The 15144-nt window shown below is 69.9% G+C and carries 12 protein-coding genes; 9 read left to right on the top strand and 3 right to left on the bottom strand.

The window, feature by feature from the left end; translation table 11 throughout:
• Window positions 1–10: 10 nt before the first annotated feature.
• The 6 genes from WYO_RS11390 to WYO_RS11365 all read left to right on the top strand — a co-directional run bounded on the left by WYO_RS11390 (window position 11) and on the right by WYO_RS11365 (window position 9727).
• On the top strand, window positions 11–1927 hold the full coding sequence (locus WYO_RS11390) for a glycoside hydrolase family 15 protein (RefSeq protein ID WP_280109747.1): 1917 nt from the start codon (window positions 11–13) through the stop codon (window positions 1925–1927).
• Window positions 1924–3999: a transketolase gene (gene tkt / locus WYO_RS11385; protein WP_007562438.1), complete on the top strand. Its 2076-nt coding sequence runs from the start codon at window positions 1924–1926 to the stop codon at window positions 3997–3999. The genes WYO_RS11390 and tkt overlap by 4 nt, the downstream gene beginning before the upstream one ends.
• 281 nt (window positions 4000–4280) lie before the next feature.
• On the top strand, window positions 4281–7127 hold the full coding sequence (locus WYO_RS11380) for a bifunctional transaldolase/phosoglucose isomerase (RefSeq protein WP_007562436.1): 2847 nt from the start codon (window positions 4281–4283) through the stop codon (window positions 7125–7127).
• A gap of 56 nt (window positions 7128–7183) precedes the next feature.
• On the top strand, window positions 7184–8164 hold the full coding sequence (gene gnd / locus WYO_RS11375) for a phosphogluconate dehydrogenase (NAD(+)-dependent, decarboxylating) (protein ID WP_007562434.1): 981 nt from the start codon (window positions 7184–7186) through the stop codon (window positions 8162–8164).
• Window positions 8165–8189: 25 nt separating this feature from the next.
• Window positions 8190–8915 (top strand): 6-phosphogluconolactonase, encoded by a 726-nt coding sequence (gene pgl, locus WYO_RS11370; protein ID WP_007562432.1) that lies wholly within the window; start codon window positions 8190–8192, stop codon window positions 8913–8915.
• A 290-nt stretch (window positions 8916–9205) separates the two neighbouring features.
• Entirely contained in the window at window positions 9206–9727 is a 522-nt protein-coding gene (locus tag WYO_RS11365; protein WP_007562430.1) for a cysteine dioxygenase family protein, read from the top strand.
• A 106-nt stretch (window positions 9728–9833) separates the two neighbouring features.
• Here the strand turns inward: WYO_RS11365 and WYO_RS11360 are convergent, their stop codons facing one another.
• Both WYO_RS11360 and WYO_RS11355 read right to left on the bottom strand, forming a co-directional pair.
• The gene (locus WYO_RS11360) at window positions 9834–10295 is read right to left on the bottom strand and encodes an Lrp/AsnC family transcriptional regulator (protein ID WP_007562427.1); all 462 of its coding nucleotides are present in this window, start codon (window positions 10293–10295) and stop codon (window positions 9834–9836) included.
• A 38-nt stretch (window positions 10296–10333) separates the two neighbouring features.
• A complete protein-coding gene (locus WYO_RS11355; RefSeq protein WP_007562426.1) occupies window positions 10334–11473 on the bottom strand; it encodes a 2'-deoxycytidine 5'-triphosphate deaminase in 1140 nt (379 codons plus the stop codon).
• A 262-nt stretch (window positions 11474–11735) separates the two neighbouring features.
• On the opposite strand from WYO_RS11355, the gene apaG reads away from it, so the two are divergent.
• From apaG to speG, 3 genes are read left to right on the top strand one after another with little or no spacing between them, the layout of a single operon-like run.
• A complete protein-coding gene (gene apaG / locus WYO_RS11350; protein WP_007562424.1) occupies window positions 11736–12128 on the top strand; it encodes a Co2+/Mg2+ efflux protein ApaG in 393 nt (130 codons plus the stop codon).
• Between the two features lie 35 nt (window positions 12129–12163).
• The gene (gene argE, locus WYO_RS11345; protein ID WP_007562422.1) at window positions 12164–13333 is read left to right on the top strand and encodes an acetylornithine deacetylase; all 1170 of its coding nucleotides are present in this window, start codon (window positions 12164–12166) and stop codon (window positions 13331–13333) included.
• A 14-nt stretch (window positions 13334–13347) separates the two neighbouring features.
• On the top strand, window positions 13348–13896 hold the full coding sequence (gene speG / locus WYO_RS11340; protein WP_163006211.1) for a spermidine N1-acetyltransferase: 549 nt from the start codon (window positions 13348–13350) through the stop codon (window positions 13894–13896).
• Between the two features lie 45 nt (window positions 13897–13941).
• On the opposite strand, the gene WYO_RS11335 is transcribed toward speG, so the two are convergent.
• The gene (locus WYO_RS11335) at window positions 13942–15084 is read right to left on the bottom strand and encodes a hypothetical protein (protein ID WP_007562418.1); all 1143 of its coding nucleotides are present in this window, start codon (window positions 15082–15084) and stop codon (window positions 13942–13944) included.
• Window positions 15085–15144 lie beyond the last annotated feature (60 nt).

The raw sequence follows: 15144 nt of genomic DNA, 5'->3' as shown, positions 1-15144 counted from the left end.
GCCGGGGCGCCTGGCTCCGCGCTGGAGCCGGGGCCGGATGGCTGCACGCATCGAGGATTACGCACTGGTCGGCGATTGCCGCAGCGCCGCGCTGATCAGCCGGCAGGGCAGCGTCGATTGGCTGTGCTGGCCGCGCTTCGATGCCGCCGCCCTGTTCACGAGCCTGCTCGGCACCGAGGCGCACGGCTTCTGGAAGATCTTCCCCGAGGCCGAGAATGTCGAGACCAGCTGGGCCTACCGCCCGGGGAGCCTCGTGCTGGAGACCCGGCACAAGACCCGGCTCGGCGAGGTCCTGGTCACCGATTTCATGCCGGTCGGCGACGGCTCCCATCTCGTGCGCCTGGTCGAGGGCGTGCACGGGCGCGTCGCCATGCGCATGGAGATGGCGGTGCGGTTCGATTACGGCTCCGCGGTGCCCTGGGTCTCGCGCTCGGAGCTGGGCGACCTGCGCGCGGTCTCAGGCCCGCACAAGGTCGTGCTGCGCACGGACGTCCACCTCAAGGGGTCGGACGCGCAGACCACCGTGTCCGAGTTCACCGTCCATGCCGGCGAGCGGCACCGCTTCGTCCTGAGCTACGGCGCCTCCCACGAGGACGACCCGCACCCGATCGAGCCGCGCAAGACGCTCGAGGCGACCGACCAGGCCTGGCGCGAATGGTCGGCGCGCTGCGCCGGCGGCACGGCCTGGGACCGGATGCTGCAGCGCTCGCTCCTGACCCTGAAGGCGCTGATCTACGAACCCACCGGCGGCATCGTCGCGGCGCCGACCGCGTCTCTGCCCGAGGGGCTCGGCGGCGAGCGCAACTGGGATTACCGGTTCTGCTGGCTGCGCGACTCGACCCTGACGCTGATCGCCCTGATGGACGGTGGCTACATCGACGAGGCGCGCGACTGGCTGGGCTGGCTGCTGCGGGCGGTGGCCGGCAACCCGGAACAGGCGCACATCCTCTACGGCATCGCCGGCGAGCGGTTGCTGCCGGAGATCGAGCTCGACTGGTTGCCCGGCTACGAGAACTCGCGGCCCGTCCGGATCGGCAACGCCGCCGCCTCGCAGTTCCAGATCGACGTCTACGGCGAGCTGTTCGACGCGCTCTACCAGGCCCATGCCCGGGGCCTGCCGATCAGCAAGGACGGGTTGCGGGTCGGGCTGGCGATCCTCGGCCATCTCGAGAAGGCCTGGCGGGATCCGGATGAAGGCATCTGGGAGGTCCGCGGCGGGCGGCGCCACTTCACCCATTCGAAGGTGATGGCCTGGGTCGCGTTCGACCGGGCGCTGCGCATGCACGAGATGCACGAATCGGGCGCCACCGAGGAACAGGCCGCGCGCTGGCGCGCCGTCCGGGACGAGATCCACGCCGAGGTCTGCGCGAAGGGCTTCGATCCCGCGCTCAACAGCTTCGTCCAATCCTACGGGTCGAAGGCGCTGGACGCGAGCCTGCTGCTCATCGCCCATACCGGCTTCCTACCGCAGGACGATCCCCGGGTGGTCGGCACCGTCGAGGCGATCGGCAAAGGCTTGATGCGCGACGGCTTCATCCTCCGCTACGAGACCGAGGGCCAGACCACCGACGGCCTGTCCGGCAACGAGGGGGCGTTCCTGCCCTGCACGTTCTGGTATGCGGACAACCTGATCGGCCTCGGCCGGCGGGACGAGGCGCGGGCGCTCATCGAGCGGTTGCTCGGCATTTGCACCGATCTCGGCCTGGTCAGCGAGGAATACGACGTGCAAGCCAAGCGCCTTGTGGGTAACTTCCCCCAGGCGTTCACCCATGTCGCGCTCGTCAACACGCTGCTCAGCTATACGCGCGGCGAAGGGCCGGCGGCTCGGCAGGGTGGTAAGGCCAACGGAGCCCCTCCCGCCGTCCTTCGGCAGCGTGAAGCCGACAAGCGGCACGCAAGAGGCGAACTGGAAGACGCGACATCATGAGCGGCGCAGATACCCCCACCAAGGCGGATTTCGCTGAGATCGACACGCTCAGCATCAACACCATCCGGACGCTCGCGATCGACGCGGTGCAGAAGGCCAATTCCGGCCATGCCGGCGCGCCGATGGGCCTCGCCCCGGTCGCCTACACGTTGTGGAACCACTACCTCCGCTACGATCCGGCCCATCCGCACTGGCCGAACCGCGACCGCTTCGTGCTGTCCTGCGGCCACGCCTCGATGCTGCTCTACGCGCTCCTGCACCTCGCGAATGTGGCCGAGAGCGACGGCGGCAACGCGCCCGCGGTGACCCTGGAGGAGATCAAGAAGTTCCGGCAGCTCGACAGCCGGACCCCGGGCCATCCGGAGTATCATTTCACCACCGGCGTCGAGACCACCACGGGCCCGCTGGGCCAGGGCGTGGCGAACTCGGTCGGCATGGCGATCGGCGGCCGCTTCCTCGGCTCGCGCCTCAACCGGCCCGAGCTGCCGCTGTTCGACTACAACGTCTACGCGATCTGCTCGGATGGCGACCTGATGGAAGGCGTGGCCTCCGAGGCCGCCTCGCTCGCCGGCCACCTGCGGCTCGCCAACCTCTGCTGGATCTACGACGACAACACCATCACGATCGAGGGCCACACCGAGCTGGCCTTCGGCGAGGAGGTCGCGACCCGGTTCCTGGCCTATGGCTGGCAGGTGCTGCGGGTGGCCGACGCCAACGACCTGCACGCAATCTCGGGCGCCCTCGAGACGTTCCTGGCCACCCACGACCGGCCGACCCTGATCGTCGTCAAGTCGGTGATCGGCTACGGCGCCCCGAAGAAGCAGGGGACCCCGAAGGCGCATTCGGACGCGCTGGGCGAGGACGAGGTCAAGGGCGCCAAGCGCGCCTATGGCTGGCCCGAGGACGCGCAGTTCCTGGTGCCGGACGGCGTGCACGAGAACTTCCGCGACGGCATCGGCAAGCGCGGCGCCGCCCTCTACGATGCCTGGCAGGAGCTGCTCGCCAAGGCGCGGGCGGCCGATGCCGACCATGCCGAGGATCTCGCCGCCCTGCTGGAAGGCCGCCTGCCCGACGGCTGGGACAAGGACATCCCGTTCTTCGAGCCCGACGCCAAGGGCATGGCTACCCGAGAATCCTCCGGGAAGGTGCTCAACGCCATCGCGCAGCACGTGCCGTTCATGCTCGGCGGCTCGGCCGATCTGGCGCCGTCCAACAAGTCGAACCTCACCTTCGAGGGCGCCGGCTCGTTCGGGCCGTTCTCGCCGGGCGGGCGCAACCTGCATTTCGGCGTGCGCGAGCACGCGATGGGCTCGATCGTGAACGGGCTCGGCCTCTCCGGTCTGCGGGCCTACGGCGCCACCTTCCTGGTGTTTGCCGACTACATGCGCCCCCCGATCCGGCTGGCCTCGCTGATGGAGCTGCCGATCTTCCATATCTTCACCCACGACTCGATCGGCGTGGGCGAGGATGGGCCGACCCACCAGCCGGTGGAGCAGCTCCTGTCACTGCGCTGCATCCCGGGCCTCGTCACCCTGCGCCCGGCCGACGCCAACGAGGTCGCCGAGGCCTACCGGGTGATCTTCTCGCTGAAGAACCAGCCGGCGGTGCTGGCGCTGTCGCGCCAGCCGCTGCCGACGCTGGACCGCACCAAGTACGGCGCCGCCGCCGGCACCGCCAAGGGCGGGTACATCCTGGGCGATTGCGACGGCACCCCGGAGGTGATCCTGATCGGCACCGGGTCGGAGGTGCAGCTCTGCGTCAGCGCCTACGAGGCCCTGAAGGCCGAGGGCGTGAAGGCGCGCGTCGTCTCGATGCCGTCCTGGGACCTGTTCGAGCGTCAGGACGAGGCCTACCGGCATTCCGTCCTGCCCCCCGCCGTCAAGGCGCGGGTCACCGTCGAGCAGGGCAGCATGATCGGCTGGGACCGCTACGCCGGCACCGAGGGTACGGTCATCGGCATGAACACGTTCGGGGCCTCCGCGCCGATCAAGGACCTCCAGACCAAGTTCGGCTTCACCCCCGACAAGGTTCTGGAAGCCGCCCGGGCGCAGCTGGCCAAGCATAAGGCATAACGGGCGTGCGCGGCGTGATCCGTAGCCCCGATCGGGGCTTGGGCGGTGATCGTCGCACCAAGTCCAAGTCCCCTCTCCTGGAGGGAGGGGGACAGGGTGAGGGATCGGACTTTCGCAGAAAGGTCTCGACGCTCACCCCAACCCAATCCCACACGGGAGAGGGGCCTGTCGCGGCCGGTTCTGCCGGCCGCGGCCCTGATCGGTAGGAACCAAGGCCTGCCTATCGGCGAATCAGAGCGTTCCGGACGAGAGAACGCGGTACGGGACAACGAGGAACCGACATGAACGCGCTCAAGGCCCTGCACGACGAACAGGATCAGGCGGTTTGGCTGGACTTCGTGGCCCGGGGCTTCATCCAGAAGGGTGAGCTGAAGCGCCTCGTCGAGGAGGACGGCCTGCGCGGGGTGACGTCCAACCCGTCGATCTTCGAGAAGGCGATCGGCCACTCGGACGAGTACGATGCCAGCCTGAAGGCCGTGCAGGAGACCGGCGACAGCCGGGTCATCGACCTCTACGAGGGTCTGGCCATCGCCGACATCCAGGCCGCCGCCGACGTGCTCCGCCCGGTCTACGAGGCGAGCGACGGAGCGGACGGCTATGTGAGCCTCGAAGTGTCGCCCTACCTGGCGCTCGACACCGAGGCGACCCTCGTCGAGGCGCGGCGCTTGCACAAGGCGGTCGCCCGCGACAACCTCATGGTGAAGGTGCCGGCCACCCCCGAGGGCATCCCGGCGATCCGCCAGCTGACCAGCGAGGGCATCTCGATCAACGTGACGCTCCTGTTCTCGCAGGAGGCCTACGAGGCGGTCGCCCGCGCCTTCATCGACGGGCTCGACGAACGGGCGAAAGCCGGCCACGACGTATCGAAGGTGGCGAGCGTCGCGAGCTTCTTCATCAGCCGGATCGACGTGCTGGTCGACAAGCTGCTCGACGAGAAGATCGCCGAGGCCAACGACCCTGACGAGAAGGCGGCGCTCGGCCAGCTCAAGGGCAAGGTGGCGATCGCCAACGCCAAGCTGGCCTACCAGCGCTACCGGAAGATCTTTTCCGAGGCGAAGTGGACGTCGCTATCGGCGAAGGGCGCCAAGGCGCAGCGGCTGCTCTGGGCCTCGACGGGCGTGAAGAACAAGGCCTATTCCGACGTGCTCTATGTCGAGGAGCTGATCGGGCCGAACACCGTCAACACCATGCCGCCCGCCACCATGGACGCGTTCCGCGACCACGGCACCGTGCGGGCGACGATCGAGGAGGACGTGCCGGGCGCCGAGGCCGTCATGGCTCGGCTCGCCCGCGCCGGCATCGACATCGAGGCGGTGGCCGAGCAGCTGGTGAAGGAGGGCGTGCAGCTCTTCATCGATGCCGCCGACAACCTGCTCGGCGCGGTCGCCGGCAAGCGCGCCGCGCTCCTCGGCCAGCGCCTCGACGGCCAGAGCCTCGTCATGGACGACACCCTCGCGGCCGAGGCGAAGAAGACCGTCGAAGCCTGGCGGGCGAGCGGCGCGATCCGCCGGCTCTGGGCCGGCGATGCCACGGTCTGGTCCGGCCACGACGAGGCGAACTGGCTCGGCTGGCTGCACATCGTCGAGGACGAGCTCAAGAAGGCCGCGGACTACGCCGCCTTCTCCGACTGGGTGAAGCAGGAAGGCTTCACCGATGCCGTGGTGCTGGGCATGGGCGGCTCCAGCCTCGGCCCCGAGGTGCTGAGCCTGACCTACGGCCAGCGCGAGGGCTTCCCGAAGCTTCAGATCCTGGACTCGACCCATCCGGATCAGGTGCGCGCCCTGGAGGCGAGCATCGATCTTGGCCGGACCCTGTTCATCGTCTCGTCCAAGTCCGGCTCGACGCTGGAGCCCAACGTGTTCCGCGACTACTTTTTGGGACGCGTGAAGGAAACGCTGGGCGACCGGGCGGGCGACCATTTCGTCGCCGTGACCGACCCGGGCTCCGACATGGAGCGCGCCGCGCAGAGCGATCACTTCAAAAAGATCTTCTACGGCGTGAAGCAGATCGGCGGCCGCTACTCGGTGCTGTCGGCCTTCGGCCTCGTCCCGGCGGCCGCCCTCGGCCTCGACGTGAAGGCGCTTCTGGAGACGGCTCGGATCATGGTCCGCTCCTGCGGGCCGGTGGTGCCGCCGGCCCAGAACCCGGGCGTGCTGCTCGGCACCGCGATGGGCGCGGCCGGTCTCGCCGGCCGCGACAAGGTGACGGTCATCGCCTCGCCGGGCATCGACAGCTTCGGCGCCTGGGCGGAGCAGCTCATCGCCGAATCGACCGGCAAGCAGGGCAAGGGCCTCGTGCCCGTGGACGGTGAGCCGGCGAGCGTCCCGGCGGTCTACGGCCGCGACCGGTTCTTCATCTACCTGCGCCTCGACGGCCAGGCGCAGGAGGCTCAGGACGAGGCCCTGCGCGCCCTGGAGCGCGACGGCCATCCGATCGCCCGCATCACCCTCGACTCGGTCGAGCAGCTGCCGCAGGAATTCTACCGCCTGGAAATGGCCACCGCGGTGGCCGGCGCGGTGCTCGGCATCAACCCGTTCGACCAGCCCGATGTCGAGGCCAGCAAGATCGAGACGAAGAAGCTGTTCTCGGAGGCCGAGCGCAACGGCGCCCTCCCCGCCGAGACGCCACTGTTCGAGGACGACGCCATCGCCCTGTTCGCCGACCCGAAGAACGCCGAGGCCCTGCCCCAGGCTTCCGACGGCCTGGAAGCGGCGCTCAAGGCGCAGGTCGCCCGCCTGAAGGACGGCGACTATCTCGGGCTCCTCGCCTACGTCCCCCGCGACCCGAAGACGGCCGGCATCCTCCAGGAGGCCCGGCTTGCGGTGCGCGATGCCCGGAAGGTCGCGACCTGCCTGGAATTCGGGCCGCGGTTCCTCCACTCGACCGGGCAGGCCTACAAGGGCGGCCCGAACACCGGCGTGTTCCTTCAGATCACCTCGGCGCCATCCGAGGACCTGCCGATCCCCGGCCGGGCTCTGGGCTTCAGCACCGTGGTGGCCGCGCAGGCGCGCGGCGACTTCGCGGTGCTGGCCGAGCGCGGCCGCCGGGCGCTGCGGGTCCATATCAAGGGTGATCTCGAGACCGGGCTGAAGCGCATTGCGGCGGCGCTCAAGGCCGCAGTGGCCTAGGCGACGGCACCCGCCCCGCGCCGCGACGGCGTGGGGCAATCCTGAGGAGATCGAAGATGCAACTCGGCATGATCGGCCTCGGCCGGATGGGCGGCAATATCGTCCGGCGCCTCCTGCGCGACGGGCACACGGCCGTGGTGTTCGACCAGAACCCGGCGGCGGTGGCCGGACTGGTCGAGGCCGGGGCAATCGGCGCGTCGAGCCTGGAGGATCTGGTCTCCAAGCTCGAAGCGCCCCGCACAGCCTGGGTGATGCTGCCGGCGGGCGCGATCACCGAAGAGGCGGTCACCACTCTGGGCGGCCTGATGCAGGCGGGCGATTGCATCATCGACGGCGGCAATTCCTTCTACGGCGACGACGTGCGCCGGGGCATCGAACTCAAGGCCAAGGGCCTGCACTACGTCGATGTCGGCACCTCGGGCGGCGTCTGGGGGCTGGAACGCGGCTATTGCATGATGATCGGCGGCGACACCGAGACCGTCGACCGCCTCGACCCGATCTTCAAGACCCTGGCGCCGGGCATCGGCGACATCCCGAAGACGCCCGGCCGCGAGGGCCGCGACCCGCGCGCCGAGCAGGGCTACATCCATGCCGGGCCGACCGGGGCCGGCCACTTCGTCAAGATGGTCCATAATGGCATCGAGTACGGGCTGATGCAGGCCTATGCCGAGGGCTTCGACATCCTGAAGCACGCCAATTCGGAGGCGCTCCCGGCCGAGCGCCGGTTCGACCTGAACATGGGCGACATCGCGGAGGTCTGGCGGCGCGGCAGCGTCGTCTCCTCCTGGCTCCTCGACCTGACCGCCCAGGCCCTGGCCGGCGACGAGAGCCTCCACGATTTCTCCGGCTACGTGGAGGATTCGGGCGAGGGCCGCTGGACGATCAACGCCGCCATCGAGGAGAGCGTCCCGGCGACGGTGCTGTCCGCGGCCCTGTACCGGCGCTTCCGCTCCCGCGAGCAGGAGAGCTACGCCGACAAGCTGCTCTCGGCCATGCGCAAGGGCTTCGGCGGCCACCAGGAACCGAAGAAGTCGTGAGGCCGGGACACGCCGAGATTCGCCGATGAGCCTTCCCACCGGAACCCACGTCCTGCCCGATCCGCAGGCGGTCGCCCGCGAGGCCGCCGAGCGGCTGATCGTGGCCTGCAGCGAGACCGAATCCGAGCGGATCGCGATCTGCCTGGCCGGCGGCTCGACCCCGAAGGTGCTCTACGGCCTGCTCGCCGGGCCGGACTACGCCGCCCGGGTGCCGTGGGAGCGAATCCACTGGTTCTTCGGCGACGACCGGGTGGTCCCCTGGGACGACGAGCGCAGCAATGTCCGGATGGTCCGCGAGGTGTTCGGCCACGGATCCCGGATCCCCGCAACCCACCTGCATTTCATCCCCTCCGACGCGGGCGCCGAAGCCGGGGCGCGGGCCTACGAGCGGATCCTGCTCGACTTCTACGGAGCCGACAGGCTCGATCCCGCCCGTCCGCTGTTCGATCTCGTCCTGCTCGGCATGGGCGAGGATGGGCACACCGCGTCGCTGTTCCCCGGCAAGCCGGCGCTCGGCGAGACCGACCGGCTGGTCGCTCCGGTGCCCGAGGCCGGCCTGGAGCCGTTCGTGCCGCGCATCACCCTGACCTTCCCGGCCCTGGCCTCCTCGCGGCACGTGCTGTTCCTGGTGACCGGTGCCGGCAAGCGCCGCGCCTTGGCCCGGCTTGCCGCGGGCGAGGCATTGCCCGCCGGCCGGGTGACCAGCCAGGGCGACGTGGCCTGGCTGCTCGACGAGGCCGCCGCCGGCTGAACCTCCGACCGCACATTCCGGTCTGATCGGGCGACGCTGCCCCGGGGCGCGGCGAGGGATCGATCGTTCACCCCGTCGAATCGTCCACGGCGTTGTTGCTTCGGTAAGCCCCCTCGCGCCAGCGGACAGCGGGTTTGTCGACCGTCGGGAAACGGGTTTCGGCTCTTCCAAGATCTGACGAAATGTCATTGCTCGCCCGGGCGATCCGAGCCTGAACTTCGCAATCCGTCTCCGGCCCCGCCGCGCTAGGCTTCGCCCAGCCTGACGGAGGGCATTTGAGGAGGCCGCGCATGACCCCGCTGACCCAGCCGGCTGACGTCGAAGCCATGATGGCGGATCTCGCTCTCTCGGCTGAAAGCTCCGCGGACGCCTATCTGGCCTCGGCCCGGGCGACCCTGCTGAAGATCCTGGCGCGGCCCGATCTGCTGGACCGGACGCGACTGGTCGCGCCGCCGGAAGGGCTCGGCCGCAACCTGTTGTTCGGCACGCGGGCGATCAGCGTCTGGGCCATGGTGTGGAGCCCGGGAGCGGTCACGCCGGTCCACGACCACCATTGCTCCTGCTGTTTCGGCCTGCTCAGCGGCAGCCTGCGGGAAACGTGGTATCGCCCGATCAGCGACACCCACGCGGTCGCGACCCTGGATGCGGTCCGGGTCCCCGGCTACGTGGCCTGCATGATGCCCACCGGCCCGAACCTGCACCGGATCGCCAACGCGGGTCCGGAGACGGCGATCTCGATCCACGTCTACGGCTACGATCACCGGGAGCAGGCCTCGTCGATCCACCGGACCTACGAGGTCGCGCCGGGGTGATGTGAGACCCGCGCCGTCATGGCCGGCGCCGCGCGCGGTTTCAGCGCGCCGGGGTGCCGCGTCGCGCTCGCGCTCGCGATGGCGCCGACGCTCCAGGTCGAAACCGTCAATCCATGTAGATCGTCGGCACGGCGGTCGTGTACTTCATCTCCTCCATGGCGATGGACGAGGACAGGTTCGAGAATTCGAGCTTGGCGATGAGCCGCTGGTAGACGGCGTCGTAGGCCTCGATATCGGGCACGACGATGCGCAGCAGGTAGTCGATCTCGCCGGTCAGGCGCCAGGCCTCGACGATTTCCGGGAAGCCCGCGACGACCCGGCGGAACGCGTCGGACCAGTCGGCCGCGTGGCGCGGCGCCTTCACCGCCACGAACACCGTCGTCGGGACGTTGACCTTCCGGCGATCCACCAGGGCGACCCGGCCCCGGATCACCCCCGACGCCTCCAGCTTCTTGACCCGGCGCCAGCACGGGGCGGCGCTCACCCCGACCCGCTCGGCCAGCTCGGCGACCGGCAGCGTCGCGTCCTGCTGAAGGACGTCGAGAATCTTTCGGTCCACCGCGTCCATGCGAAAGCTGCTCCCGCGCGGGGTCCAGGCTGCCGGGGCTACAGGAAGAAGTGCTTCGAGAGCTTCAGCCCCTGGGCCTGGTAGTTCGAGCCGGCCCCGGCGCCGTAGAGCGTGCCGGGGATGGCCAGCATCCGCTCGTAGACGAGCCGGCCGACGATCTGGCCGTCTTCCAGCAGGAACGGCACGTCGCGCGATCGGACCTCGAGCACCGCGCGGGCGCCCGCGCCGCCGGCCCCGGCATGGCCGAAGCCGGGATCGAAGAAGCCGGCGTAATGGACCCGGAACTCCCCGACCAGGGGATCGAACGGCACCATCTCGGCGGCGTGGTCCGGGGGGACCTGGACCGATTCCTTCGAGGCCAGGATGTAGAACTGGCCGGGATCGAGGATCAGGGCGCCCGAGCCGTCGGCCGGCAGCGGCTCCCAGAAATCCACGGCCCGGTGGCGACCCGGGGCGTCGACATCGACCAGCCCGGTATGGCGCTTGGCCCGGTAGCCGATCAGCCCGTCGAACCCGGACAGGTCCACCGAGACCGCGACGCCGCCCTGGAAGGACGGGGCGTCGGAATCGACCAGCGGCGAGCGCAGATGCAGCTGGCCGAGTTCCGCCTCGGTGAGCCGCGGCGAACCCTGGCGGAACCGAATCTGCGACAGGCGCGAGCCGGTCCGGACCAGGACCGGGAAGGTGCGCGGCGAGATCTCGGCGTAGAGGGGCCCGGTATAGCCCGGCTCGACCTGGTCGAACGCCTCGCCGCGGTCGGTGATCACCCGGGTGAACACGTCGATGCGTCCGGTGGAACTCTTCGGGTTCGCGGCCGCCGCCAAGTCGCCGGGCAGCGCCAGGCTTTCCTGCAACTCGGCGATGTAGACGCAGCCCGTCTCCAGCACCGCGCCCGGCCGCAGGTCGATCCGGTGCAGCGACAGGCGCTCGACGCAGGCCTGAACCGTGCGGGCGGCGCCGGGAAGGAAGCTGGTCCGGACCCGGTAGGCCGTGGCGCCGAGGCGCAGGTCGAGACTGGCCGGCTGGATCTGGTCGCCCGCGAAGGGCTCGGCCGCGCGGATGCCGCCCGTCCTGGCCAGGGCCGCGATCGCTTCGGCCGGCAGGATGCCGGAGCGGGTCTCTACGGCCGAATCGGCGGCCTGCGAATCGGCGGCATCCATGCCTGCGCCCGCGTTCATCGCGCCTCGACTCCTTCGCGCGCCTCCGGGTGGATCCGCGTCCGGAAACGTTCTCCGCCGGGACTGGCTAATGCCGGCTTAACCGGGTGCGCGACACGCCCGGTACCGCGCTCCGTCCCCGTCCGACCGGCCTGCGGCATCATCCGCGCGAGGTAGTCCGCCGCAATTGACGGCGATTTCACCGCCCACTACCACCGCCAGTGAAGCGTGTTCAATCCGTGTTCATCGGATCGCACCGTTCGAAGAAGGGCCTTATAGGGCGATGTACAAGGCCGAGACGCGAGGAATTCGAGTGACCGTTCAGCCTCGCTTCGTCGAGGAGGAATCCTCGCCGAATGAGAGCCGGTATTTCTTTGCCTACACGGTCGAGATCGTGAACACCGGCAGCGAGCAGGTCCAGCTGCGCTCCCGCCATTGGCGCATCATCGACGGGCACGGGGCCTGCCAGGAAGTGCGGGGGACCGGCGTGGTCGGCAAGCAGCCCGTGCTGGAGCCGGGCGAGTCCTTCTGCTACACCAGCGGCTGCCCGCTCAACACGCCCGATGGCCTGATGGCCGGCAGCTACACCATGGCGACGGTGGCCGGCGAAAGCTTCGAGGCCGAGATTCCCGCCTTCTCCCTCGACAGTCCGCACGTCCGCCGCAGCCTGCACTGAGGTCCCGAGCCCGGGGCTTCGCTCCGGAGGGATTTATGTCTGGGATCGGCGAGCGGCTCAGCCCGCTCGACATGCTCGCCCGCCTCGTGTCGTTCGATACCGAGAGCGACAAGTCGAACCTCGCCCTGATCGATTCCGTCTGCGCCTATCTCGACGGCTGGGGTGTCCCGTATCTCCGCCTGCCGAACGCCGCCGGCGACAAGGCGGCCCTGTTCGCCACGATCGGCCCGATGGTCGAGGGCGGCGTCGTCCTCTCCGGCCATACCGACGTGGTCCCGGTGGCGGGCCAGGCCTGGACCAGCGACCCCTTCACCCTGCGCGTCGCCGACGGCCGGGCCTATGGGCGCGGCGCCGTCGACATGAAGGCGTTCGATGCCCTGGCTCTGGCCCTGGTGCCCGACATGCTGGCTGCCGATCTCAGGCGGCCGATCCACATCCTACTCTCCTACGACGAGGAGACCACCTGCCTCGGCTCGATGGATGCGATCACGCGGTTCGGCGCCGACCTGCCGCGGCCCGGCGCGGTGATCGTCGGCGAGCCGACCGGGATGGAGGTTGCCGACGCGCACAAGAGCATCGTCACCTGCCTGACCATCGTGCACGGCCACGAGGCCCATTCGGCCCGGCCGGCGCTCGGGGCGAACGCGGTGGCGGCGGCCTGCGAGCTGGTCGCCGGCCTCAGCCGGATCGCCGACCGGATGGTCGAGCGCGGCGACGCTTCGGGGCGGTTCGATCCTGCCGCCACCACGATCCATGTCGGCACGATCCAGGGTGGCACGGCCCGCAACATCCTCGCCAAGGAGTGCCGCTTCCACTGGGAGTATCGCGGCCTGCCCGACCTCGACCCGGGTGAGATCCAGCGCCTGTTCGCCGAGGAGGTCGAACGGGTGACGCGGGAGCGCCTGAACCGGTACGGTGATTACGGGCGAATCGAGACGATCGAGGAGGTCGACATTCCCGGGCTCGCACCCGAACCCGGCTTCGAGGCCGAGCGGCTGTGCCTGCGGCTCGCGGGGCGCAACCGCACCATCGCGGTGCCCTACGCCACCGAGGCCGGGCGGTTCCAGCGGGCCGGGATCCCGACGGTCGTGTGCGGACCCGGCGACATCGCCCAGGCCCACCAACCCGACGAATTCATCACCCTCGACGCGCTCGGCAAGGGCGAGCGGTTCCTGAGGGCCCTGATCGAGGCTTCCGCGTCATGAACGCGCTTACCGGCATCACCATCAAGCTGCGACCGCTGGAACGCGAGGACCTGCGCTTCGTCCACCAGCTCAACAACAACGACAGCATCATGCGCTACTGGTTCGAGGAGGCCTACGAGTCCTTCGCCGAACTGCAGCAGCTCTACGAGCGCAACATCCACAACCAGACCGAGCGCCGCTTCATCGTGGCCGATCCGAGCGGCGAGCCCGCGGGCCTGATCGAGCTCGTCGAGATCAATCACCTGCACCGGCGCTGCGAGTTCCAGATCGCGATCCACCCGAGCTTCCAGGGCCGGGGCTATGCCTGGCAGGCGACCCGGATCGCCATGGATTACGCCTTCAGCGTGCTCAACATCCACAAGCTGTACCTGCACGTGGACCGGGACAATGCCCGGGCGGTGCGCATCTACGAGCGCTGCGGCTTCCGGCCCGAGGGCGTGCTGAAGGACGAGTTCTTCGTGAACGGCCGCTATCGCGACGCCGTGCGGATGTGCCTGTTCCAGCCGGATTATCTGAAGGCCCGCGGCGGCGGCGACATCGCCGAGCCGGTGCTGAAGGTCTGACCCGCCGATGCGGGAGGGGCCACCGAGGCCCCTCCCCATTCGTGCTCAGTTGCGGCCGGCGCCGGACTCGCGGCCGGCCTTGCCGGCGCCCTGCGCTGCGCCGCCCTGAGACGGGCTGGCATTCATGCCGCCGCGCTCGGCGCCGCCCATCCGGCCGCTGTCGGTGCCGGCCGGCCGCGCGCCGCCCTGCGGGTCACCGCGCTCCGAGGCGTTGCGGATGCCGTCCTGCTGGCCGCCCCGCATGTCGCTGTTGCGGGTACCGTCGTTCCGGCCCTCGCGATTGGCGGCCCGGTCCGTGTCGCGCCCTTCATTGCGCACCGCGTTGCGGGTTCCGTCGCGCGCGTCGCGGCGGTCGCTGCGGATGCCGGCGCGGGTCTCGGTCCGGAAGCTGGCATTGACCGTGCCGCCGCCGCTCAGCCGGCGATATTCATCCGAACCGTAGCGCACCCGCTGGCCGCGGATCGTCACGAACCGCTCCTCGCGCACCGATACCAGACGGCGGTATTCGGGCGAGCCGTAGACGACGCGCTGGCCCCGGATGGTCACGAAGCGCTCGCGCGGTCGGCTCTCACGGGTGCTGACAAGGCGGCGGTACTCGGGTGAGCCGTAGAGGACCCGCTGGCCGCGGATCACGACGTAGCGGACCCGGGGGCCGCGATTCTCAGTGACAATCAGGCGCCGGTATTCGGGCGAGCCGTACACGACCCGGCGACCGCCGATGAACACGAACCGGCCCTCGCGGCGCAGACCGCCTTCGACCCGATCCGACCGGATATCGGTCCGGCGCTCCGTACGGCTCTCCGTCCGGCCACGGATATCGGCGCGGTCGCCCCGTTCGGCGCGCGCGCCATCCCGGTCACCGCGCGCATCCCGCTCGGCGCGGTCGCCGCGGCGCTCGCCGGCTTCCGGACCGGCTCGGCCGCGATCCTGGGCCATCCGGTCGCCGGATTCCCGTCCGCCATCCCGGCCCTGCACGGCCCGTCCGGTTTCGGCGCCGGCGCGACCCGAGGCAGCCTGGTCGCCATTCTGCGATCCGCTCCGGTCGGCCCCGCTCCGCATGCTCGATTCCGAGCCGCCCGCCCCGGCCCGGCCGGCCATCCCGCCACCGCGATCGGCTCCCGCCGATTGCTGCGCATAGGCCGAGGTGCTGATCAGCAGCGCGGCCAACCCGATCGACAACGTTCGCATGGCGTCTCCTCCGATATTGAAGCAGCCACGCAACGTCGAAGATCCGGAAACGGTTCGGTT

It is taken from the genome of Methylobacterium sp. GXF4 (assembly GCF_000272495.1).
GTDB lineage: Bacteria > Pseudomonadota > Alphaproteobacteria > Rhizobiales > Beijerinckiaceae > Methylobacterium > Methylobacterium brachiatum.
The sequence above is the reverse complement of the archived record's forward strand: the minus strand, read 5'-3'. Positions and strand labels throughout refer to the sequence as shown.